The organism is Methylobacterium sp. NEAU K (genome assembly GCF_030700285.1).
GTDB lineage: Bacteria > Pseudomonadota > Alphaproteobacteria > Rhizobiales > Beijerinckiaceae > Methylobacterium.
The window spans coordinates 1-22,500 of the sequence record NZ_JAUYZJ010000054.1; the positions used below are offsets into that span (position 1 = coordinate 1).

Below are 22,500 nucleotides of genomic sequence, written 5' to 3' on the forward strand. Positions count from 1 at the left end.
CTCAGAATCTGTATGTGAAGGCGCCCTTTGCGGCGTGGTCCTGGGCTCTGGCGCCGATCTGTCCGGTGTAGGACAGGCCGACGGTCGCGGCCGGGCTGAGCATCACCGCCAGCCCGGCCTCGGCCACGAGTGCGTCGCGGTCGATCGGCAGGCCCGCGCTCACGAACCGGGCGCCGGTGCCGCGGAACGCCAGCCCGGCGCTCGGCACGACGTCGCCGAACGTGCGCCGGTAGCCCGCCAGGCCGTGCACGAACACCGGCAGCGCCGCCTCCGGATCCAGCCCCGCCTCCGCGCGCAGGCCCGCGGTGGCGGTCGGCAGCAGGCTGCCGCGCGCCGCCCCCGCCAGCGCCGCCGCCCCGCCCTGCTCGGCGAAGCGGTCGCGCCCGAGCGCCACCACGCCGGTGCCGGCGAACGGTTCCAGCCCCCACCCGGACCCGAGCGCGATCCGGTAGCCGGCCTCGCCGAAGCCCTGGACGCTGCGTCCTTGGGTGCGGGCCGTGGGGGTATCGGTCAGCCCCGGGAACGCCACCACCCGGCGCAGCCGCGCCGGCTCGTCGGCCGCCAGCGCCCCGAACCGCACGACCGCCGGGCCCGCCTCCAGACTGCCGTACAGGCCGCCGAACGTGCTTGCGATCGTGCCGGTCTGGACCTGGCCGGGGCTGGCCAGGCTGGTCTCCAGGTGGCCGCCGACCACGCCGAGCCGCAGGCCACCGACCCGCCCGTCCAGGCGCGTGTCCAGGCGCGTATCCAGGCCCATGACGAAGCCGGCGCTCTGGCGCGACAGACCGGCGGCGTTGCCGTCGGCGCGGGCATGGCCGAGGCTGCCCAGCCCCTGGCCCCACAGGCCGGCGACCCGCGGGTCGAACACCCGCGCGGGCACGTCGCCCGGCTCCGGCGGCGGCCCGGGCCGGTCGGCCGCGTAGGCCGCCGGCAGGGTGCCGTAATCCCGCGCCTCCGGGGCCGCGCCCCGGCGCAGCCGGTCGAGCACCGCCTCGCGCACCAGGCCGGCGGTGGCGAACGCGGTCGAGGCCAGGCTGGCATGACCGTCGCCGGCCATCCCCGCGAAGGCGTTCCGGGCCTGGGGCGCCGACAGGGTCGCGACCGCGTCGTACAGGGCCGAGCCCACCGCCCCGGCCTGCACGGCGGCGGCCGCCGCGCGCTGGTTGCGGGTCCGGGCCACGGCGGCGAAGTCGAGGTCGTTGCGCGCCAGCGTCAGGGTCACGGCCCCGGGCTCGTAGCCCAGGAATGGGGTCAGGAACGCGAAGGTGCTCGACACCCCGGCGAACCGGCCCTGGATGCCGCCGGCGGCGGTCAGGATGGTGTAGCGGGTGCGCGGGGCGTAGGCGCCGGCGCCGGCCACCGCCTCGACGCGGGCGCCCGCCACCGTGGCGGTGCCGCCGACCGCGACCCGGTCGGCCTGGCCGTCGGCGGTGGCGTCGACCCGGTAGACCGAGCCCGGCGCCAGGGTGAGGGTCCCGGCGACGCTGATCCGGCCGAGGGCACTGGATCCGGCGCCCGGGGCGGCGCCGGGGCTGAGCACGCTGCCGGCGCCGAGGCTGAGGCTGCCGAACCAGCCGTCGCCGGTGAGCCGGCTGCCGGCGCCGAAGCTGAGGGCGGCGTTGGGCAGGGCGCCGGTGACGGCGAGCTCGCCGCCCTGCACGCTGACCGGCCCCGAGAAGCTGTTGAGGCCGGCGAGCGTCAGGGTGCCGGCGCCGACCTTGGTCAGGCTGGTGGCGCTGGAGCCGTCGACGATCTGGCCGGCGTAGAGGGTCGAGCTGTCGTCGGTGCCGACCGTGAGCCGGCCGTTGCCGAGCGTCGCGGCGGCGGCGGTGCCGGTCAGCGAGCCGACCGTCAGGGCGGTGCCGCCGAGGTCGAACGCGCCGTCGTTGCTCAGGCGGGCGATGCCGGTGGTGGCGCCGGTGAGCGCGATGACGCCGCCCGGGGCGTTGCTCACCGGCCCGGCCAGCACGCCCGAGGCCTGGACGAAGCCGGTATTGGCCAGCCCGCCGGAGAGGGTGCCGGTGGTGACCAGGATGCCGGCATTGGCGAGCGGGGCGGAGACGGTGGTGAAGGTCCCGGTGTTGATCAGGGTCCCGCCCGGGGCGTTGACGGCGTCGGCGGTGTAGCGGCCGGCATTGATCAGGCGGCCGGTGTTGAGCAGGTCGTCGACGACGCTGGCTTGCGCCGCGACGGTGAGCAGGCCGGCATTGGCGATGCTGCCGGCGACGAGGCTGCCGCCATCCGTGACCGCGACGGTGCCGGCGTTGCCGAGCGCCCCGGCGAGGCGGTAGCGCCCGGCGATGGTCAGGCTGGCGTTGGCGGCGTTCGTGAGGCCGGCATCGCCGGTGACCGGCCCGGTGACGGCGAGCTGCCCGGCGTTGCGGACGGCGCCGTTGAGGGCGCCGGCGGTGGCGGTGAGGGATCCGGTGTTGGTCAGCCCGCCCGCGATCGTGCCGCTGGTGGTGGCGGTGCCGGCATTGGTCAGGCCGCCGGCGAGCGTCCCGGCGTTGGTCAGCGTCGTGCCCGCCAGGGTGACCACCGGCGAGACCAGGCTGGCGGTGGCGGTGAGGCTGAGGCCGCCGGCGGCGACGGTGGTCAGGCCGGTGAAGCCGTGGGCGGCGGTGAGGGTGAGGGTGCCGGGGCCGCGCTGGACCAGGTCGCCGGTGCCCGAGACGATGCCGGTGAAGGTGGTGTCGTCGGCGCGGTTGAACGCCAGGGTGCCGGCATCGGCGACGTCGCCGACGAGGCTGCCGGCGGTGCCGCCGGCGCCGACCTGGAGGGTTCCGGCCGCGATGGTCGTGCCGCCCGCGTAGGTGTTGGCGCCGGTCAGCGTGAGGGTGCCGATGCCGGCCTTGGTCAGGCCGCCGCTGCCGTCGAGGGTTCCGGCGAAGGTCGTGGAGGAGCCGTCGCCGCCGGCGGTGAGGCGGGCGGATCCGAGGGCGACGCGGCCCTGTCCGGCCAGCGATCCGACGGTCTCGCTGTCGGCGAGCGCCAGGGTCGCGCCGGCGCCGACCAGGACGGCGCTGCGATCGCCGATGGCGTTGCCGCCGCTGGCCTGGAGGATGCCGGCGGCCACCAGGGTGGGGCCGGCATAGCTGTTGGTTCCGGAGAGCGCGAGGGTGCCGGCGCCGAGCTTGGCCAGGCCACCGGGGCCCGAGAGCGACTGGGCCAGGGTGAAGGTGTTGGCCGGGTCGGCGATGTCGAGGCCGCCGCCGCCATCGGCCCAGGTGATCGGGCGTGGCGTGGCGGTGAAGCCGGTTCCGGTGACCTGCAGGATGCCGCCGTCGAAGGTGAGCGGAGCGGAGCCGGCGCCGAGGCTCGCGTCGCGCGCCACCGACAGGATGCCGCCCGCCAAGGTGGTGCCGCCGGAATAGGTGTTGGTGCCCGTCAGCGTCAGCGTGCCGCCGCCCAGCTTGATCAGGCTGCCCCGGATCGGGATCGAGGCGAAGGAGGCGAGGCGGGTCTCCTTGACTGCCACATAGTGCGGCCACAGCTCGCTTGCAGCTGCCTGGGCTTGCGCGATGCTCGCCGAGTCGAGGGCTGAGATCTGCTGATCCAGAGTGCGGATTGCATACGGCCTGTATGCATCATCGGAAATATAGCCCCAGTAAGGGTTTTCCGACGTTAGCTTTGTAAGTATTGAACTCACGATCAGGTTCTGATCGGCTTCACGCCAAGCAGCCTCCACGGCTGCCCGATAAGCGCTGGAGTTCAGGCCGGTCAGGAGCTTGTTCAATACGTCCCCGACGATCCCACTGGCTTCTTGGGTTCCGGCGGCGGTGAGTTGCCGGGCCTGCGCAGCCTTGAGGGTCGGCCATGCCCCGGCTTCGGCGTCGTTCTCCTGCTTGCGCTGGACGAGGGCATCCTCGGAAATGTCGTTGGACCAGGTATCCTTCGTGCCGGCGGGGAGGTTTGCGGCGACGGGCCCGAGGAACTGCCCGGGTCCCTTCATGGCCTTGTTGAGGTCGATCACGCCCCAGCCCCAGACGGCGTTCGGGGCGTTGGGGTTGGCGTCCGGAACGCCGTCGACCGCGTTGCGGTGGTAGGCGGTGGTGAGCAGGACGTCGCGGGCCTGCTCGTTGGTCATGTACGGATAGCGCTGCATGATCACGGCCAGCGCGCCCGTGGCATGCGGCGCGGCCATGGAGGTGCCGCTGATCGTCGTGTAGCCAGTCTGTCGGTTCGGATCGACGCCCCACTCTGGAGGATTCCAGGGAGCGCCCGGCGTGTATTGCGGGACTGTGCTAAAGATATTACTTCCTGGTGCCACTACGTACCAGTACTTGTCGACACCGGCTTTATCCGAATAGCCCGCTATAGCTAAGCTTTCGGGTCTATAATCGTTCTGTTTCGTTTGCTCGCCGGCCCCGACGGCGAGCCAGCGGCTCTCCAGATCCAGCCTGAAATACGGAAGGGAGGCCCGGATATCAGAGTTCCTGAAGGCGGTGTTTCCTGCAATGACGACTTGAATGACGCCATATTTCTGCGTCACTTCATCCATCGCGTCGAGAAGAGTTTTCTTCCCGGAGAAGGTCGCGTATGCGCCGACGAGTCCGGCAGTCGTATTGTAATTGTCCTGCAGGGGTGGGTCGCCCCAGGACGTGTTGATGGCTCGGGCGCCCGTCAGGGCGAGGGTCTCGTAAGTGTTCTTGAAATAGCTATAATCGATGTTTGAGCCGTGTCTCGAGAAGTCGATGCTTTTGGTATTGGCGACATAGACGTTGGCATCGAAGGCGACGCCGTGCATGCCGACGCCGTCGCGGGAAGCCGCGATCGTCCCACTTACATGCGTGCCGTGTGGGTCATTGTATTCGGGATCGTACGTGCCCGGAACATCATAGGCTTGGCCTTTCGTGAACAGGCTCCAGCTTGGGGAGCCGGATTCCGGATTTCCGGAACTGTCCATGAGGTAGAACCCGTCGGATCCAAAAGTCCCCGTCAGCGTGACCGGCTTGACGCGTCCGTCGGCGAATTCCGGGTGCGCACGGTCGATGCCGGAATCGACCACCCCGACGATGATGCCCAGGCCGGTGTAGCCGGCCGCATAGGCATCGGCGGCGCGTATCGCTTCCAAGCCCCAATCGGCTTGGTATTCCGGTGTGCGCCAAGTCGCGGGGTCGCTGCTGGCCAGGCTCTGTGCGATCGCGTGATGCGAGACCGACGCGCCAAAGGCCGCCAGCCCAAGGGTCGATCGGCGCAGTGCGGTCGCGATCAATCGGCGAAGATTGAGTCTGCGCTGTGGAATGCTGTCGATGTACGGCTGTATATCCATCTTCAACCGATCGATCTCTCTCAGGGATGGAAAAACGCCATCCTATTCCGCATAAATTCGCCGTTAACATTGGCCTGCTTCAGTCGAAAGTTGAAGCGTCACAGATTATGGATCGAAAAATACATCGCGCAAGTGAGGGATGCGTTTCGTAAATACTGGGAATGGCCACTTTTATTCGTGACTGGAAAGCAATAAAGATCGCAGCCTGCTGCGGGGTGAGTCCGAAGTTGTGGTCGGCTACATTTCAAGCTGGCACGGTATTTGCTTGTCTTCGTTGAAGGCGTATGAGTCGATGGCTCTGCCGTCAGCGTTGGAGAAGGTGTTTCCGCAAGATCTGTGATCGAAATGTCACGCCGCAGCATTCCGGCTGGCCGATGGAACGTTTGCGCGTGTCGGAGAAGCGCGACGGCTGACGCCGCCGAACGGCGGCATGAGACACTCAGCGGTGACGTCGAGTCAGTTACAGCGTCAGCGCCATGCGAGCCGGTCCTGCGCCGGGTGCTCGGCATTTGATTCCGCGGTGTGGTGGTACGGTTGACCATCCTGCTGCGAGGGATGCGCTATGGGCTAGGTTCTTCCCGACAGCGCCCGCACGACGGAGCTGCGACCGCTAAAACTACGCTCGCCTCGAAGCCGCCAGTGGCTTCCAGGACGACGAGGGCAACCGGGAGGCTACTGAAGCGGCGCGCGAGGGCCTCCAGCTCCTTCGCGTCCCGAGGGACATGAAAGGCCTCGTCCGACGGTCTGAGATGAACGTCGAGGCGGTCCTTGGACACGTCGATTTCGACGAAGATGGTACGTGGTTCGTCCATGACCCTACCCTGCAAATGCGGGCTCGGGCCTGAGAGGCTGTCCGGGTTCGGGACGGTGGAGGTGAGGGCCGCACCATGCTCTGCCGCGGGCTTGCAAGCCCAAGGCGAACGCGGGCTGACCCTCACCGTGTAGCCTCGCTGGCTTCGCGCCAGCGGGCAACTCAGAGATACAAGGCGATCCGTCGCTCAATCGAGCCACGTCAAGAGAATGTGTGCGGGGCGGGCGAACGCGGCCGGCCCGGGCGCAACCCCGGTGGATCGGGCTCGGCGGCGATGCGCCCGGTCCGTGCGGGCCGTCATCGAGGCTGGAGGCAGGCGGTCGCCGGCCGATCAGGGCCGGTCCGATTGTGCGCAACCGGGCAAAAGGCTCGGCCGCGCGCCCGATGCCGGCTTGGTGGGCAGATGATGCGCGCCGGTGGGGCCTGCGCCCTACGCGCCGGGCTGGTCGTCGGACCCCGTGCCCAGCGCCCGCTGCACCATCACGCTGTCCGACCACTGGCCGTACTTGAACCCCACAGCCTTCAGGTAGCCGACGCGAGTGAACCCGCAGGTCTCGTGGAGGCGCAGGGAGGCCGCGTTCTGCGCGTCGATGTAGCCGATCATCTGCCGGTAGCCGCCCGCCGCGCAGGCTTCGATCAGCGCCGGCAGGAGGCGGCGCCCGATCCCCGCGTGCAGATGGTCGGGATGCACGTAGATCGAGTGCTTGAGGGTGTAGCGATAGGCCGGGCGCTTCCGGAACGGCACCGCGTAGGCGTAGCCCGCCACTTGGCCGCCGCGCTCGGCGACGAGGTGCGGCAGGCGCTTCTTGCGCATGGTCTTGCGCCGACGCCTCAGGTCGTCGGGGAGCAGCCGCTCTTCCTCGAAGGCGCCGACATCGCCGACGCCCTTGCTGATGTGGTGCTGGTAAATCGCCACCATCACCTCGACATCCGCGTCCGAGGAGGGGCGGATGACGATGTCCGGGCAGGGCCGCGCCGGGACCGGGCCGCCCTCTTCGAGCGCGATCTCCATCAGGCGCCGTCCCGCACGACATAGGTGTGAAAGCGGATCCGCCCGTCCGGATCGACCTCGCGGTAGACCCCCTGGATCTCGGCCTCGAAGCCCGGGAACAGGTTGGCGGAAGCCTCGAACATCTTGAAATAGTCGAGCATGGGCTTGGCGCGCGCGTCCAGGCGTTCCCCCGGCAGCACCGTGCCGATGCCCGGAGGGTAGACCAGCATCAGGGTCGTGGCGATGCGCCCCTCGGCCTCGGCGATCGGCACGTAGTCGACCTTGTTGCGGGTCAGCATCTGGGCGGCCCGCTTGGGCGCCATCACCATCTCGGGCAGGTGCTCCGGGGCGAATTGCCGGCGCTGGAGCGCGGAGGTCCCGGCCTCCCGGTGGAAGGCATGGAGTTCGGCGCAGAGATCGCGCAGGCGCACGCCCCGGTAGCGGTTCGGCCGGCGCGCCACGAATTCCGGCATGGCCTCCTCCAGCGGGACATTGTCGTCGTGGAGCCGCTTGAAGGCGACGAGGCCGGAGATCAGGGTCCCGGCCTTGGACGATTCGACGCCGGGCGTCAGCAGGAAGAGCAGCGAGTTCAGGTCGTTCTTCTCGGCCACGATCCGGTTCTCGCGCAGGTATTGCGCGACGATCGGCGCCGGCACGCCGTGGGCCGCGTAGGCCCCGGTCTGCCGGTCGAAGCCCGGGGTGAGCACCGTGAGCTTGTTCGGGTCGGTGATCGCGTAGCCCGGCGCGACGTGGCTGAAGCCGTGCCACTCCGCCCCCGGGGCGAGTTCCCAGTAGCGCGGCTCGGCCGCGAGGGCGTCGGTGGGCACGCGCTCCCATGCGATCTCGGCGCCGTCCGGGCCGGTCACGCGGTCGGGCACGAACGGGTCGAAGAACCAGCGCCGCAGCGGGTCGGCCTCGTTCTCCTCGAATTCCCGCCGGATCGCCCGGACCTTCTTGCGCCACTCGATCCCGAGCCGGATCGTGTCGTCCCACAGGATCATGCCCGAGCGGCCCTTCATCATCTGGGCGCCGACATCGAGGGAGGCGAATAGGGGATAGAACGGCGAGGTCGAGGCGTGGACGAGGAAGCTCTCGTTCAGGCGCTTGTGCTCGACGCGTCGGGTCTGGCCGCGGATATGGCCGTCCCGGGTGTGGATCTGCGAGGCCTGGGAGAAGCTCGCGAGCTGCTTGTGGGTCGATTGTGTGGCGACGATGCCGGGCGCGGTCTCGTCGAGACCGGTGAGCCCCATGGCGAAGCGGCGGACGTAGAGCGGGTGGAACTTCATGAAGCCCGCCCAGGCCTCGTCGAACAGGATGTAGTCGCAGAGGTGGCCGATCTTCTCCAGGATGACCTGCGCGTCGTAGATCGTGCCGTCGTAGGTGCACTGCTCGATCACCGCCACCCGGAACGGCCGCTCCCGGCGCCACGCCTCCGGATCGGTCACCAGCGGGTTCCGGCGGATTTTTTCCCGGATCCGCGTCTCATCGAGGGCCTCGTGGTAGATCGGGCCGATCAGCCCGTAGGCGTTGCGGTCCGTCTCCAGAAAGATCGGGATGCCGCCGCCCAGGAACAGCGCCCCGTGATGGGCGGCCTTGTGGTTGTTGCGGTCGAACAGCACGAGATCGTCCTCGGCCACCAGCGAGGACAGCACGATCTTGTTGGAGGCCGAGGTACCGTTGAGGACGAAATAGGTCTTCTCCGCCCCGAAGATCCGCGCGGCCTCCTTCTGGGCCTTGAGCGCCGGCCCCTCGTGGGTCAGCAGGTCGCCGAGGTCGAGCACCGAATTGTCGAGGTCGTCCCGGAAGATCGCCTCGCCGAGATGCTCGACGAAGATCCGGCCGATCGGCGAGCGATTGTAGAAGATGCCGCCGTTATGCCCCGGGCAGGTCCAGAGCTGGTTGCCCTTCTCAGCGTAATCCACGAGCGCGCCGAAGAACGGCGTCTTCAGCGTTTCGGCATATTGCGTCACCCGGCTGACGAGGCCGCGGGCGATGTATTCGGGCGTCTCCTCGGCCAGGAAGATGTAGCCGTCGATGAAGTCCAGGAGCTCGACCGGGATGTCCTCCAGCCGCTTGCGGCGGACCATGATGACGATCGGCATCTCCAGGCCGCGCTTGCGCATCATGTCGATGAGCGCGGCGGCCTTGCCGTCGAGGCCGCGCTTGCCCCAGTCGACCACCATGCAGCCGATGGCGGCGTCGGTCTGCACGGCGATGGCCGCGTCCTCGACGCGCCGGGCCCGCACCACCTCGAAGCCGCGATGCTCCACCGCCGCCACGATCTGAGCGACGCGCGCGCCCTCCAGGTCGTCCGGATCGAAGGCCGGGGCGCACATCAGGACCGTGAATCGACGGTGGAAGTCCATGGGGCCTCTCGTGCCTCGGAAGTGAGGGAGTGCCTTTCTGGCCGGACTGCGACGTTTGGATGACGCGGTGTCGCGCGTGGGGCCAGTTCCGGTGTCCGGTGCGGATCCGAGGCGTGTCCGGAGAACCCAAGGGCTCCAGTCCGCTTCGTGGTGCAAGGTGGTGCAAGCTTCCGCCTACAACGAGGATACGGCGCGACGGTTTCCCGCCGGGCGCCTGCCTGTCGAACCCCTACGCGCCGTAGCTCGTGCCCTCCGTCATCGGGGCTCGGCGACCGCTACGCTCTCGACCCTCGACGAGCCCATCCTGTTGACGCCGGGCCTGCGTCGGCCGCGGGTCGGCCTGATGGTGCGGCCGTGGGAGGCCGTCTCGCTCTACGGCGACTCCGTCGAGGGCCCGAGCCGCGGCCCGGTCCGATGTTTCACGGGAAACAAAATCGTAACGCCGGCTGGCCGCGCGGCACCGTCGCCCTGTGTCCCGGATGCTGTCGCCTTGCCGCCCGCCGCGGGTTAGCACCGCCCCGGCATGATGGCATCGAAGACGACATCGACCTGGCGCGATCTGAAGAACGATAAGGCCAGGGCTCGTCTTGAACGGGCCCTGCCGCCGATCTTTCCCGCCCCGGTCCTGCACCACGCCCTCACGCGCCCCCTGATCCCGCCTACGCCGCGCTTGGCGGTCGAGAGCTACTGGCGGAACCATATCCTACGGGCGGACCGGCTCGCGCGGGCCCTGGCGGCCCGCTCGGGTTCGCCGGAGGGCTGGACCTGGCAGCTCGGCGAGGGTGGCCCCAACGGCCGCGCGGCAAGCTTCCGGATGCCGCCGGCCCCGTTTCGCGAGCCGGCCTTCGCGCGCGGCCGCGGCGCCTGCTGCATCTGCGGCCAGCCGGTCTACCGGTTCGGCTGGCACCACGACCTCTGGGGCCGCGGCGTGCCGAACGGCAATGCCGGCTGGCACGCCGCCTGTGTCGCGGCCTGGAAGTTCTGGATCGCGCCGCACGCGCAGGTGCGCGCGCTGAAGCTCCGCCAGCGGCATCGGTGCGCGACCTCCGGCAAGCGGCTGCTGCGCACCGCCGAGGTCGATCATGCGCTGCCGCTCTACCGGGTCTGGCGCGAGCACCGCGCGATGCCCTGGCCGAGCCTGCTCGCCTTCTGGGGCGCGCCGAACCTGCAGGTCGTCAACCGGGCCGTCCATGTGCTGAAATGCCGGGACGAGGCGGGCGAGCGCTCCCAGTCGCTGCGCGAGGCACGCTTGAGCGCGATCGAGGAGGACTGAGCGCTGCCGGCCCGGACGGTTCCGCCCGGCCAGCTCCGCTCAGGCGCCGGCGACCGCCTCCAGGGCCCGGGCCAGGTCCGCCAGGAGGTCGTCCTCGGCTTCGAGACCGATCGACAGGCGCAGCAGCCCGTCCGTGATACCCGCGATGGTGCGCGCCTCGGGGTCCATCGCGGCGTGCGTCATGGTCGGCGGGTGCGCGATCAGGCTCTCGACCCCGCCCAGCGACTCGGCCAGGGTGAAGACCTGCAGCGCCCCCACCAGGGTGCGCACCGCCGCCCGCCCGCCTGACAGCTCGAAGCTCAGCATGGCGCCGAAGCCCGCCTGCTGCGCCCTGGCGATGGCGTGCCCCGGATGGGTCGGCAGGCCCGGATAGTGGACGCGGCTCACGGCCGGGTGTGCCTCCAGGAAGGCCGCAAGCCGGCCGGCGGTCTGCTGCTGGCGCTCCACCCGCACGAACAGGGTGCGCACGCCCCGGAGCGTCAGGTAGGCGTCGAGGGGCGAGCCCGTGACCCCGATCGTGTTCGCCCAGGCGGCGAGCTCCTCGCCCAAAGCCGCATCGGCGGCGATTACAGCGCCGCCGATCACGTCGGAATGGCCGTTGAGGAACTTGGTGGTGGAGTGGACGACGAGATCCGCCCCGAGGGCAATCGGCTGCTGCAGCGCGGGCGATAGGAAGGTGTTGTCGACCACCGAGAGCGCGCCGACCGTCCTGGCGCCGGCGGTCACGTGGCGGATGTCCACCACGCGCATCAGCGGATTGCTCGGAGTCTCGACGAGCACGACCTTGGGAACCTGCGCGAGCGCCGCCGCCAGGGCCGTCTCGTCCGTCTGGTCGACGAAGCTGACGCGGTAGTGCCCCCGGGCGGCGCGGAGGCTGAGCAGGCGGTGCGTCCCGCCGTAGCAATCGTGCGGCGCCACCAGGAGATCTCCCGGGCGCAGGCTCGACAGGGCGAGGTCGAGGGCCGCCATGCCGCTGGCGACCATGACGGCTCGGGCACCGCCCTCAAGCTTGGCGATCGTGTCGGCCAGCTGGTCGCGCGTCGGGTTGCCCAGTCGTGAATAGTCGTAGGGGCCGGCCTGCTCGAAGGCGGGAAACTTGAAGGTGGTCGACAGGTGGATCGGCGCGATGACGGCCCCGAACGCCGTGTCCTGGGCCACGCCGTTGGTCGCCGCGATCGTGCGCGCCGCTCGTCCCTCTGACATCGGCTTTCTCTCCGTCCATCGGGGCCAAGCCCGTCAAGGAGCTGGCCGCGCGGACGTTCTTTATGGAGAACGTATCGGTCTTTCAAGAGAACGAAGGGCGCGGTTCAGTGGATCGTCGCCTCTCGGGTCGTCGGGCCTGCCCCGGACACCGGCCACGCCGATCAGGCGGCGAGGCTGTCCGAACCGCCGCTTGGACGAGCCCCATCCCGCAACGGGGCCGCGCCTTGGGCTGCCTGGTGGAGGCCATCGGCTTCCTGAGCCATGGCCCGTGCGAGGAGCCGCGCCCGCCCGGCCCAGAGATCCCGTTCGGCCCGCATGGCGTCGAGCCGGTCCGCGCCCGAGGCCAGCGCGACCTGCAGGGCGTCGATCTCGGCCCGGAGCTCGGTGGTGCGTTGCCGCTCGCTGGCCAAAGCCGCCTTGAGCACGCAGAGGGCCGCGTCGGTGGCCCTATTGGACGAACGGGACATGTCCTTGCGACTCTCGGGCCCCGGCTCCCGGCTGTCGAGGGTCCTAGCCGGCTGCGCCCTTGCAGCCGGCGCCGCGGCGGCATCCGGCCGAAGCCGAGCGATCTCCGCGCGCACCTGCTCGACATCGAGCCCGACCGCTTCGCGTGCTTCGGCCACCGGAGAAGCGGCTTCGGCGGATAGGAGGCCCTCTTCCTCCAGAACGAGGCCGTGCAGCATGGCGAAGACGCTGTCGCCATCGAGACGCGCCGGATCGAAGCCGCTCTCGGCCGCGAGGCCGCTGAACCGGGCCTGCCCGCGGGAGGACTGACCCACGAACGCCATGGACCAGTTCGCAAAGCCCCGACACTCCGTCGGTCCGCATTGCAGCACCGTCACGTCGCTGTGGCGGGGATCGCGCTGAATCCGCTCGAACGTCGCCTCGACGCCGCGACGCGGGCCTTCGAGCACCTGGGCGAAGGCGCCGGTGTTGAACATCAGTGCGCCCGTCACGCTCACATCCGCGTTGTTCCGTCGGGACGCGTCCAGGATCTGCCGGACGGCCGAAGTGATTTCGGCCTCCGATCCCTGGAGCAGGTTCTTGCTGGCGTAGACGAGGCGGTAAAGGTCGCTCATGGAAGTGCGTCCGAGAGGGAAGGGAGATCAGACCTGCGACGGGTAGCTGGCGAAGATCTGGACGAGATCTTCGGTCGGGACAGGCTTGCTGATGAGGTAGCCCTGGACATCGGTGCAGCCCTCTAGGCGGATGCGCTGCATCTGCTCCACCGTCTCGACGCCCTCCGCGACCGTGCTCATGCCCAGGCTCTTGCCGAGGCCAGCGATGGCCCGGATGATCGCCTCGCCGTCGGGCTTGGTCGACAGGTCCTTCACGAAGGAGCGGTCAATCTTGATCTTGTCGAATGGGAACGAGCGCAGATAGCTGAGCGACGAGTAGCCCGTGCCGAAATCGTCCATCGAGACGCGCACGCCGAGCTCGCGGAGCCGATGCAGGGTCTGCAGGGTCTTCTCGTTCTCCTGCAGGAGCACGCCCTCGGTGATTTCCACCTCCAGCCGGCGCGCGGGCAGCCCCGAGCTTGCCAGGGCCGAAATGATCGTCTCAACCAGCCGGTCGCTCTTAAATTGCGCGGGCGAGACGTTCACCGCCACCGACATCTGTGCAGGCCATGTCATCGCATCGCGGCAGGCTTGGCGGATGACCCATTCCCCGATCGGTACGATCAGGCCGATCTCCTCGGCCAGCGGGATGAAGTCGAGGGGCGACACCAATCCGCGTTCGGGATGCGTCCACCGGATCAGGGCCTCGCATCCGATCACCCTGTCGGTCTCGAGCTGCAGCTGCGGCTGGTAGTGCAATTTGAACTCGCGGCGCGCCAGCGCCTGACGCATGTCCAGTTCGAGCTTCCGGCGCACCTGCATGCGCGCGTCCATCTCCGACTCGAAGAAGCGATACGTGCCGCGCCCGTCGAGCTTGGCCCGGTAGAGGGCGAGGTCGGCGTTCTTGAGGAGCTTGTCGGCATCCGCCCCGTCCTCGGGGGCAAGGGCCACGCCGACGCTCGCGCCGATCGTCAGGAGATGGCCCTCGACCATGTAGGTCCGGCCGATCAAGTCGACGATGCGGCGGGCCAGGGCCTGCGTACCCGCGGCATCTCGGACGCCGGCCTGGAGAATGACGAACTCGTCGCCGCCGATCCGCGCCACGGTGTCGGTGGGGCGGACCGTCGAGCGGAGCCGGTCTGCCACCTTCTCCAGCAGCGCATCCCCGATCGGGTGTCCGAGGGTGTCGTTGACCGGCTTGAACCGGTCGAGATCGATCAACAGCAGCGCGCAGGCCTCGCCGGTGCGCTGCAGGCGTGCCAACGCCTCGGCGAGGCGCTCGCGCAGGAGGAGGCGATTGGGTAGGCCGGTCAGGGGATCGAGGCGCGCCATCTCGTCGGCGCGGGCCTCGATCGCCCTCCGCCGGCTGACGTCTTCGAGAATGACGGCCCAGGTCCCGCCCGCCGCGGGGTGGAGTTCAACCTGGACCGTGTGGTCCTGGCGCGTCAGCTCGAACGTGACCGGCTGCTGCTCGATGAGCGCGGTGCGTACGGACTGCAGGACCGCACCCCGGAACTGCGCCGTCCCGGCCCGGAGGGCGCGCAGCAGGTGCAGCGCGGACGCGTCCTGTCGCAAGGCCATCCCCAGGCAGGCCAGAAGGTGCCTGGCCGGTGCGCTGCACACGATCACGGACCCCGAGTCGTCGATCATCAGCAGCCCCTGCCGGATCGCGTCGATGTAGCGGATCAGGGCCGCGGGGGGCATCCCGTCCGGGGCCGACAGGATCGGGCGCGGCGCCCTCCGCCAGCTCGATGCGGCGCCATGCTGGAAATCCGCGCTCATGCCAAAGGGCCTTGGGTGGGTCTGCCGGGCAGCGCGCGCGACAGGTAACATCGTCCCTTTAGCGGATGGATCCTAACTTCTGGTTTAAGGCCGCCCAAGTCCAATCTTGATGTAAGTTATTTCGTCTATTGCCTGCAATTAGCGGAAATTATCGGATCGTCGTTGGTGCCGTGCGCTTTGTGGCATGATCCAACAATGTTGTGGGGCAGAAAGATTAGGTTTCTTCATACCGGGCCCAGGTCCGGCGAGGGGCCGACGAAGGGCGCATGGCGGGACCTGCCCTCCGTCCCCCCCCCGCGATCTGCCGTCAATCCGAGGTTGCACGGCTCGACGATCGTAACTCCGGATCCTGGCGCGGCGTCAGGAAAGCGGTGCCCGGATGCCGCATCCCGAGGTCAGCCGCTCCCGAGGGCGCTCTTCGAGAGCAGCATGTGTACGCCCTTGTTGCCGTCGACCGTCTGGGTGATCCTGAGATTTCCGGCCAGCGAGCACAGCATGTAGGCTTGGTTGCGGGTCAGGCTCGTCCGCGCGCAGACGTGGCGGATCATCTCGCGCACCGCCTGCCGCATCGCCTCGTCCAGGCTCTCGTGGAGGCCGATCGTCATCAGGTCGGTGGGCGTCTCGGCGAAGGGCCACGCGAAGGCGAGGTCCTTGCGCACGGTCAGGCGGAACGTGCCGGTCAGCCCGGTCTCGAGAGCGGTGATGCAGACCTCGCCGTCGCCCTGCACGCCGTGGCCGTCGCCCGCGTAGAACCCGGCGCCGAGGTTGAACACCGGCAGGTACAGGGTGGTGCCGACCTTCAATTCCTTGTTGTCCATGTTGCCGCCGAACGCCCGCGGCACCGGCGTACCGACCCGGCCCCAGGCGGCCGGCGGGGCGGTGCCCATGATGCCGAAGAACGGGTCGAGGGGGATCTCGGCGCCCCAGGGCAGCACGCAAACGCCGCGGGCGACGTCGATGTCGGGATGGACCGTCTCGTACTCGGTGAACTCGTCCGGCAGGGTGCCGAGCAGCGGCAGGATCGCCACGAAGCCCCAATCCTGGCGGAACTTGAGGTCGAGGATGTCGACCTGCAGCACGTCGCCGGGCTCGGCGCCCTCCACGTGGACCGGCCCGGTGACGAAGTGCGGGCCCGGACCGGGCACGAGCGTGTCGAGGGCCTGGAGCAGGTCGGCCGGCACCCGGGCCGGATCGGGATGGAGCGATTCCTTGCCGCCCGCCGGAAACGAGTGGAGGGTGACGGTATCCCCGGAGGCGACCGTGAGCACGGGCGGCAGCGCGGCGTCGAAATAGCCGAGCACCATGGTGTCGGGGGTCGCGGGGATCTCGTGATGGCGCGGCATGGCGTGTCTTCCCTTCAGACGACGATGTGACGGGACAGGGCTTCGGGGTCGAGGGTGTCGCGCATGCCCTGCTCGACCACGCTGCCGCGCCCGAGCACCACGAACGCGTCGGCGAGGCGGACCGCGAAGTCGAGATACTGCTCGACCAGGAGTACGGTGATCCGGCCGTTCAGGCCGGCGATCACCGCCGCGATGGCGGAGACGATCGAGGGCTGGATGCCCTCGGTGGGCTCGTCGAGGAGCAGGAGGCGGGGGCGGGTGGCGAGCGCCCGGGCGATGGCGAGCTGCTGCTGCTGGCCCCCCGACAGGTTGCCGCCGGGCCGGGACCAGAGGTCCCTGAGCGCCGGGAACAGGGCGACCGCCTCGTCCACCGCTTCGGTGCGCGCCAGGCCGTGGGCGCGGGCCGCGACCTTCAGGTTCTCGGCGACGGTCAGATCGGCGAAGATCTCACGCCCCTGGGGAACGTAGGCGATGCCGGCACGCGCCCGCGCGTCGGGGCGCAGGCCGGTGATGTCCGCGCCGTCGAGGCGGATCCGGCCGCGGCTCTCCGGGATCAGGCCGGTGAGGCAGCGCAGCAGCGTGGTCTTGCCCGCGCCGTTCCGGCCGAGCAGGGCGAGGCAGCGGCCGGGCTCGATCGCGAGGCTGACGCCGCGCAGCACCTGCGCGCCGCCGTAATGCTGGTCGAGGCTCTCGACCGTCAGGCGCGCCGGGGAAGGAAAGGGAGGCGCAGGGGATAGGGAGCCCACGGGCAGGGGGCCTGGGGACACGGCGCTCATCGGCCGAGGAAGACCTCGATGACACGGGCATCGGCCCGGGCGCCGGCCATGCCGCCCTCGTAGAGGGTTCGCCCGTCGTGCAGCACCGTGACCCGGTCGGCCACCGCCTCGACGAAGGCCATGTCGTGCTCGATCACCAGGATCGCCCGGTCGGGACGCCGAAGCGCCTGGATCAGCGCGGCGGTGCGCGCGGTCTCGGCGTCGGACAGGCCCGCCACCGGCTCGTCGAGAAGGATGACGCGGGGCTCGGACGCCAGCACCATGCCGATCTCCAGCCATTGCTTCTCGCCGTGGCTGAGTCGGCCTGCCGTCACGTCGGCGCGGGCGGAGAGGCCGACATCGCCGAGCAGGGCGGTGACGCGCGCCGGGCGCGCCGCGGCCGGCAGGTCGGCGCCGCAGCCGATCTCCAGGTTCTCGCGCACGCTGAGCATCGGGAAGACGCTGGGCTTCTGGAACTTGCGCCGCACCCCGGCCTTCGCGATCTCCGCCTCGGCGCATTGGGTCAGGTCGAGGTCGCCGAGCATCACCCGACCGGATTTCGGCCGCGTAATCCCGGAGATCACGTCGAGCAGCGTGGTCTTGCCGGCGCCGTTCGGGCCGATCACCGCGCGCACCTCCCCGGCGTCGACCGCGAGGGAGAGGTCGTCCAGCGCGCGGAAGCGGCCGAAGACGACGCTCAGGGCGTCGATGGCCAGGCCGCCGCTCATCGGGTTCCTCCGCGCAGCCAGGTCGGCTTGAGCCGCAGGGCGGCGAGATCGAGCAGTCCGTTGGGCAGCGCCAGCACCACCAGGAGCACGAGGCCCGACAGGATGAAGGGCCAGGCCTCCGGCATCGCCGCGGTGAGCCAGAACTTCAGGGCGTTGACCAGGACGGCGCCGAGCACCGCCCCCCCGAGCCGGCCGATCCCGCCGATCGCCACCCACACCGCGATCTCGATGGACAGGTCGGGGGCGAGCACCCGCGGGTTGATGATGCCGACCTGGGGCACGTAGAGGATCCCGGCCAGGGCGGCGATGGCCGCCGACAGGCACCAGATTCCGAGCTTCAGCCGCGTGGTGCCGTAGCCGAGGGTGCGCAGCCGCGTCTCGTCGTCCCGGCAGGCGAGCATCAGCCGCCCGGTGCGGCTCCCGACCAGCAGGCTGGCGCCGACCAGCACCGCCGCCAGCGCCGCGAGGCTCGCCACCGCCAGCCCCAGCGTCACGCCGGGCGAGCCCATCGGCCAGCCGAACAGCAGCGAAAAGCCGGTCATGCCGTTGTTGCCGCCGAGCCCGGTGTCGTTGCGGAACATCAGCAGCATCGCGACGTAGACGAGCGCCTGGCTGATGATCGAGAAGTACACGCCGTTCACCCGCGAGCGGAACGACGCGAGTCCGAACACGAAGGCCACCAGCACCGCGAGCCCGAGCGCCAGCACCAGAGCGTAGGGCGCGTTCGTCAGGCCGGCCCAGTACCAGGGCAGGGTCTTCCAGCCCATGAATTGCACGAAGTCCGGGGGGATGCCGGTCACCGCGTAGGCGTGGGCCACGAGGTGCATCGCGCAGACGTAGCCGCCCACCGCGAAGAACAGCCCGTGCCCGAGGCTGAGGATGCCGAGATAGCCCCAGACGAGGTCCAGCGACACGGCCAGGATCGCGAAGGCGGCGAGCTGGCCCGCGGCGTTGACGAGGTAGGGGGACGGCCGGACCAGAACGAGGCACAGGGCGATCCCCAGGATCGCCGCGGACAGGATCGCCACGAGGGGATCACGGGCGATGCGCGCGCCGAGGCGCGCGGCCCCGTCGCGGCGGCGGGGGACAGGGAACGTCTCGGCATTCCCGCTCATCGCCGCCGCCGCGCGGGAAACAGGCCCTCGGGCCGGCGCTGGATGAACAGGATGATGCCGACCAGGACGATCACCTTGGCGGCGACCGCCCCGTAGAGCGGCTCGATCGCGACGTTGGCGCCCCCGATCCCGATCGCCGCGACCAGGGTGCCCAGCACGGTCCCGACCCCGCCGAGCACCACGACCATGAAGCTGTCGACGATGAAGGTCGCCCCCATGCCCGGATTGACGCTGTAGATCGGGCAGAGGGCGACACCGGCGAGTCCCGCGAGCCCGGAGCCGAACCCGAAGGCGAGGCGGTCGACCCGGCGGGTGCGGATGCCGAGGCAGCCCGCCATGTCGCGGTTCTGGGTGACGGCGCGGATGTCGAGGCCGAGCGGCGTCGCGCGGAGGATGAGCAGGGTCAGCGCCAGCGTGCCTGCGGCGAAGCCGATGGCGAACAGCCGGTTCCAGGTGACGATGAAGTCGGCGTAGAGCGGCAGACCGCCGCTCACGTAGGGCGGCATGCGGAACTGCAGGTTCTGCGTGCCGAGGGCGACGCGGACGCCGTTGACCAGGAACAGGCTGACCGCCCAAGTGGCGAGCAGGCTCATCAGCGGCCGCCGGTAGAGATGGCGCAGGATCAGCGCCTCGACCGCGATGCCGACCAGCGCCGCCGCCAGGAACGCCACCGGGATCGCGGCGATCAGGTAGAGGTCGATCGCTCCCGGCGCGAGCCGGCGGAACAGCTCCTGGACGCCGTAGGTCGCATAGGCGCCGATCATGATGAACTCGCCCTGGGCGAGGTTGATCACGCCCATCAGCCCGAAGATGATCGCGAGGCCGGCGGCCGCCATGAACAGGATGCTGGCAAAGCTCAGGGCATTGTAGAGCACCGCGAGGCCGTCGCCGACCGCGATGGCGCGCCCGACGCGGCTGATGCCGGAATCGAGCGCGGCCCGGAAGGCCGGGTCGGCGCCGTAGGCCGGGTCTGCCTCGAGCGCGCGCAGCCGCGACAGGGCCGCCCCCGAAGGCGCTTCCGCCACGGCGCGGATCGCCCCGATCCGGCGCGCGGGATCCGGAGAGGAAAGCGCTGCGGCCTGCATGACCTGCATGATCGCGCGCTTCAGTCCGGGATCGGCCTCCGCGGTCTCGGCCCGGGCCAGCACCGCCTCGGGGACACCCGCGGCGCGCCGCTCGATCGCGGCGAGCCCGGCGCCGCGCGCTTCCGGATCGCGCGCGCTCAGCAGCGCGACGACGCCGAGGGCCGTCTCGACCTGGGCGCGCTGGCGCAGGCCGAGCACCGGAACGCGGCCGCCCGCGGCGGGCCGCGATGCGCCGGTGGCGGCGTCCGCGCCCTCGGCCGCGCCCGGCCGGTCGAGGATCACCGCTCCCGTGTCGGTGCAGGCCAAGCGTCGTTCGGTGAGCACCCGCAGGATGTTGCCGGCCCAGGCGAGGTCGGCGGTTTCCGCGTCGGCGGCGGCCCGGATGAGGGCCTCGGCCGCCTGGCCCTGGACTGCGGGGGGCCCGCACAGGGCGGCGGCGAGGGCCGGCCGATCCACCGGCGGACGTTCGGGCGCGGCCCCGGCCGTGCCGGGCGCGAGGGCGGCCAGCGCCAGCCCGAGGAGGGCGGCGTGCAGCCGGATGAGCCGTCCCGGAGCTTCAGCCATACGGGCTGAACGGGACCGGCTTCGGGGCGTCGGGCGATTGCCAGAGGACGTCGAAGCCACGCTTCTCGTTGACCGAGCCGATGAACACCCCGCGCGAGACGTAGTTGTTCTCGGCCTCCATCTTGAGCGTGTAGCCGGACGGGTCGTCGAAGCTGAGGCCCGGGAAGGCCTGACGCACCATCGGCACGTCGAAGGTGCCGGCCTTGGCGGCGGCCAGCGCCCAAAGGTGGACGCTGTCGTAGGCCGAGACCATCGGGTCGATCACCGTGTCGGCGCTGAACGGGACGTTCTTGGCCTTCACGTAGTCGGCCCAGGCGGAGAGGAATGCCTGGTTCCGTTCGCCCTTGGCGGCCTGGAGATAGGCCCAGCAATTCAGGTGGCCGACGAGCTTGGCCGTGTCGAGGCCCTCGAGATCGGCCTCCACCATGTCGAGACCGAGGATGGGCACGTCGGTGGCCTGGATGCCCTGGTTGGCGAACTCGCGCAGGAAGTCCGGGATCGAGGAGCCGACCACGGTGAGCACGACGATCGGCTGGCCCCCCGGCTGGCTCGCGAAGCTCCGGACCTGATTCACCAGGGTCTGGAAGTTGGAGAAGCCGAACGGGACGTATTCCTCGCGCCATGCCGTCTCGGGGATGCCCTTGGCCTTCCAGTAGCCCTTGAGCTGCTTGTTGATGGTGCGCGGCCAGACATAGTCCGACCCGATCATGAAGAAGCGCTTGGCCGAGACCCCGTCCGGCCCCATCAGGTAGTCCACCGCCGGCAGCACGGAACTCGCTGGCGGGGAGTTCACGTAGACGACGTTCTTCGAGTTCTCGTCGCCCTCGAAGTGCAGCGGATAGTACAGCAGCCCGTCGTTCTGCTCGACGACCGGCAGCACGGACTTGCGCGAGACGGAGGTCCAGCAGCCGAACAGGGCGGCGACCTTCTCCTGCTGGAGCATCTGCCGCCCGATCTGCGCGTAGAGCGGCCAGTCGGAGGCCGGATCGGAGGTGACGACCTCGATCTGCCGGCCGTTGACGCCGCCCTTGGCGTTGATCGCGTCGGCGGCCATGCGCACGACGTAGTTCAGCCGGCCCTCAATGTTGGCCATCGTGCCCGAGGAGGAGAACAGGCACCCGAGCTTGACCGTGTCGGCGGCCCAGGCCGGGCGGACGATCGCGGGTGCCGCGAGGGCCGCCGCCGTGCCGATGAAGCCGCGTCTCGTGACTCTGACCATCGCCGTCGACTCCTGCGAACCGCCGGGATCATCCGACGTCACGCCGCGGCGCGGAAGGCCAAAGAGGCTGCAGGCCGGCCCGCCGGCTGCGCAAATCGGCGCCGGGCCGCCCGGCAGGCGGGCGGGGGCGCGGGCATAACGTCAAAATTGACGTCCCGGTCCGGATCTTGCTGCGGAGGCGAGGACACGATCCGGAGGCTTGCGCATGCGCCGATCCCGGCACACCGACGACGAGATCGCCTTCCTGCTTCAGGAGGCGGAGACCGGCGTACCCATCGCGGCGATCTGCGCCAGCGCGTACGTTTCGCTTCGCACCTTCTACCGCTGGCGCCGCCGCCTCGGCGGCCTGCCCCCCGCAGGTGTGGCGCGGCTCGGACGCATCGAGGCCGAGAACGCGCGCCTGAAGGCCGAGGTGGTCCGCCTGCGGCAGGCGCTCCTGTCGGCCCCGCTTCCGGGCGCGTGCGGGCCGGAGCGCGCCGCGATCGACCCGCAGCATCCGGCCGCCCTGCGCTTCCGCGGACAAGGCGCCTCGGTCGGCCGCTTCGCGTTCGTGCGCAGCGCGAACTGAGGACCGTGATCGCCGGCATCGCGTGGGGCCGAAGATCCGAACGCCACCATGTTCACGGGCCTGGAGAAGGCCGGCGTCCTGTGTGCAGCGCTCCCAGAGGTCGTTCCGCCGCATCGCGGGGTGAGGCTCGTCCGTCAGACGCATGCCACCCATGCTTCCGGAGCGGAAACGACGCGGGCAACCGGACCGGCACCACCGCGATTAAGGGCGTGAGATCGGTCCGGCCGGAGCACCGGGGTAAGGGGCTCCAGCGGCGCATCGAGACCTCCGACGACACCGTCTGCCGATCCCCGCGGCAGGCGGTCGTGCTTCGCGAAGGCCCGGTGCCCTTGAAGCCGCGGCGGCCTTCACCACATCATCGTCATCG

The 22,500-nt window shown here is 70.2% G+C and carries 14 protein-coding genes and 1 pseudogene; 2 read left to right on the top strand and 13 right to left on the bottom strand.

Going from position 1 to position 22,500, the window contains the following annotated elements; genetic code table 11:
* Window position 1 precedes the first annotated feature (1 nt).
* From Q8W67_RS25405 to Q8W67_RS25420, 4 genes and pseudogenes are all read right to left on the bottom strand, one after another.
* Window positions 2-5,074, bottom strand: a complete 5,073-nt coding sequence (locus Q8W67_RS25405) for an autotransporter domain-containing protein (protein WP_305550715.1) — start codon at window positions 5,072-5,074, stop codon at window positions 2-4.
* Between the two features lie 767 nt (window positions 5,075-5,841).
* Window positions 5,842-6,084 (bottom strand): annotated as a pseudogene (locus Q8W67_RS25410) (IS110 family transposase); the annotation flags it as partial.
* A 429-nt stretch (window positions 6,085-6,513) separates the two neighbouring features.
* On the bottom strand, window positions 6,514-7,095 hold the full coding sequence (locus Q8W67_RS25415) for a GNAT family N-acetyltransferase (RefSeq protein ID WP_305550721.1): 582 nt from the start codon (window positions 7,093-7,095) through the stop codon (window positions 6,514-6,516).
* Window positions 7,095-9,440 carry an Orn/Lys/Arg decarboxylase N-terminal domain-containing protein gene (locus Q8W67_RS25420; RefSeq protein WP_305550728.1) on the bottom strand — a complete coding sequence of 782 codons (2,346 nt, stop codon included), beginning with the start codon at window positions 9,438-9,440 and terminating at the stop codon, window positions 7,095-7,097. The genes Q8W67_RS25415 and Q8W67_RS25420 overlap by 1 nt, the downstream gene beginning before the upstream one ends.
* Window positions 9,441-9,963: 523 nt before the next feature.
* Here Q8W67_RS25420 and Q8W67_RS25425 point away from each other — a divergent pair.
* Window positions 9,964-10,713, top strand: coding sequence for a hypothetical protein (locus tag Q8W67_RS25425; RefSeq protein ID WP_305550730.1), 750 nt, complete (start codon window positions 9,964-9,966; stop codon window positions 10,711-10,713).
* A 39-nt stretch (window positions 10,714-10,752) separates the two neighbouring features.
* Here the strand turns inward: Q8W67_RS25425 and metB are convergent, their stop codons facing one another.
* The 9 genes from metB to Q8W67_RS25470 form a co-directional block, all read right to left on the bottom strand.
* Entirely contained in the window at window positions 10,753-11,916 is a 1,164-nt protein-coding gene (metB, locus tag Q8W67_RS25430) for a cystathionine gamma-synthase (RefSeq protein WP_305550732.1), read from the bottom strand.
* A gap of 161 nt (window positions 11,917-12,077) precedes the next feature.
* Window positions 12,078-12,995 (bottom strand): BLUF domain-containing protein, encoded by a 918-nt coding sequence (locus Q8W67_RS25435; protein WP_305550734.1) that lies wholly within the window; start codon window positions 12,993-12,995, stop codon window positions 12,078-12,080.
* Between the two features lie 27 nt (window positions 12,996-13,022).
* A complete protein-coding gene (locus tag Q8W67_RS25440) occupies window positions 13,023-14,756 on the bottom strand; it encodes a bifunctional diguanylate cyclase/phosphodiesterase (RefSeq protein ID WP_305550736.1) in 1,734 nt (577 codons plus the stop codon).
* Window positions 14,757-15,151: 395 nt separating this feature from the next.
* Window positions 15,152-16,099 carry an acetamidase/formamidase family protein gene (locus Q8W67_RS25445; protein WP_305550738.1) on the bottom strand — a complete coding sequence of 316 codons (948 nt, stop codon included), beginning with the start codon at window positions 16,097-16,099 and terminating at the stop codon, window positions 15,152-15,154.
* A 14-nt stretch (window positions 16,100-16,113) separates the two neighbouring features.
* Complete coding sequence (gene urtE / locus Q8W67_RS25450; protein ID WP_370693958.1) at window positions 16,114-16,800, bottom strand: urea ABC transporter ATP-binding subunit UrtE; 687 nt, start codon at window positions 16,798-16,800, stop codon at window positions 16,114-16,116.
* 71 nt (window positions 16,801-16,871) lie between these two features.
* The gene (locus tag Q8W67_RS25455) at window positions 16,872-17,582 is read right to left on the bottom strand and encodes an ABC transporter ATP-binding protein (protein WP_305550740.1); all 711 of its coding nucleotides are present in this window, start codon (window positions 17,580-17,582) and stop codon (window positions 16,872-16,874) included.
* On the bottom strand, window positions 17,579-18,697 hold the full coding sequence (gene urtC / locus Q8W67_RS25460) for an urea ABC transporter permease subunit UrtC (RefSeq protein ID WP_305550742.1): 1,119 nt from the start codon (window positions 18,695-18,697) through the stop codon (window positions 17,579-17,581). The genes Q8W67_RS25455 and urtC overlap by 4 nt, the downstream gene beginning before the upstream one ends.
* Window positions 18,694-20,346, bottom strand: a complete 1,653-nt coding sequence (urtB, locus tag Q8W67_RS25465) for an urea ABC transporter permease subunit UrtB (RefSeq protein WP_305550744.1) — start codon at window positions 20,344-20,346, stop codon at window positions 18,694-18,696. The genes urtC and urtB overlap by 4 nt, the downstream gene beginning before the upstream one ends.
* Window positions 20,339-21,565 (bottom strand): transporter substrate-binding protein, encoded by a 1,227-nt coding sequence (locus Q8W67_RS25470; RefSeq protein WP_305550746.1) that lies wholly within the window; start codon window positions 21,563-21,565, stop codon window positions 20,339-20,341. The genes urtB and Q8W67_RS25470 overlap by 8 nt, the downstream gene beginning before the upstream one ends.
* A 205-nt stretch (window positions 21,566-21,770) precedes the next feature.
* Between Q8W67_RS25470 and Q8W67_RS25475 the strand changes: the two genes are divergently transcribed.
* Window positions 21,771-22,133, top strand: coding sequence for a transposase (locus Q8W67_RS25475; protein WP_305550748.1), 363 nt, complete (start codon window positions 21,771-21,773; stop codon window positions 22,131-22,133).
* The last annotated feature ends 367 nt before the right edge of the window (window positions 22,134-22,500 follow it).

Bases quoted from the DNA above. Each gene is read 5' to 3' on its own strand.
- Q8W67_RS25415 (WP_305550721.1), bottom strand. From the start codon at position 7,095: ATGGAGATCGCGCTCGAAGAGGGCGGCCCGGTCCCGGCGCGGCCCTGC.
- Q8W67_RS25420 (WP_305550728.1), bottom strand. From the start codon at position 9,440: ATGGACTTCCACCGTCGATTCACGGTCCTGATGTGCGCCCCGGCCTTC.
- Q8W67_RS25425 (WP_305550730.1), top strand. From the start codon at position 9,964: ATGATGGCATCGAAGACGACATCGACCTGGCGCGATCTGAAGAACGAT.
- metB (WP_305550732.1), bottom strand. From the start codon at position 11,916: ATGTCAGAGGGACGAGCGGCGCGCACGATCGCGGCGACCAACGGCGTG.
- Q8W67_RS25435 (WP_305550734.1), bottom strand. From the start codon at position 12,995: ATGAGCGACCTTTACCGCCTCGTCTACGCCAGCAAGAACCTGCTCCAG.
- Q8W67_RS25440 (WP_305550736.1), bottom strand. From the start codon at position 14,756: ATGAGCGCGGATTTCCAGCATGGCGCCGCATCGAGCTGGCGGAGGGCG.
- Q8W67_RS25445 (WP_305550738.1), bottom strand. From the start codon at position 16,099: ATGCCGCGCCATCACGAGATCCCCGCGACCCCCGACACCATGGTGCTC.
- Q8W67_RS25455 (WP_305550740.1), bottom strand. From the start codon at position 17,582: ATGAGCGGCGGCCTGGCCATCGACGCCCTGAGCGTCGTCTTCGGCCGC.
- urtC (WP_305550742.1), bottom strand. From the start codon at position 18,697: ATGAGCGGGAATGCCGAGACGTTCCCTGTCCCCCGCCGCCGCGACGGG.
- urtB (WP_305550744.1), bottom strand. From the start codon at position 20,346: ATGGCTGAAGCTCCGGGACGGCTCATCCGGCTGCACGCCGCCCTCCTC.
- Q8W67_RS25470 (WP_305550746.1), bottom strand. From the start codon at position 21,565: ATGGTCAGAGTCACGAGACGCGGCTTCATCGGCACGGCGGCGGCCCTC.
- Q8W67_RS25475 (WP_305550748.1), top strand. From the start codon at position 21,771: ATGCGCCGATCCCGGCACACCGACGACGAGATCGCCTTCCTGCTTCAG.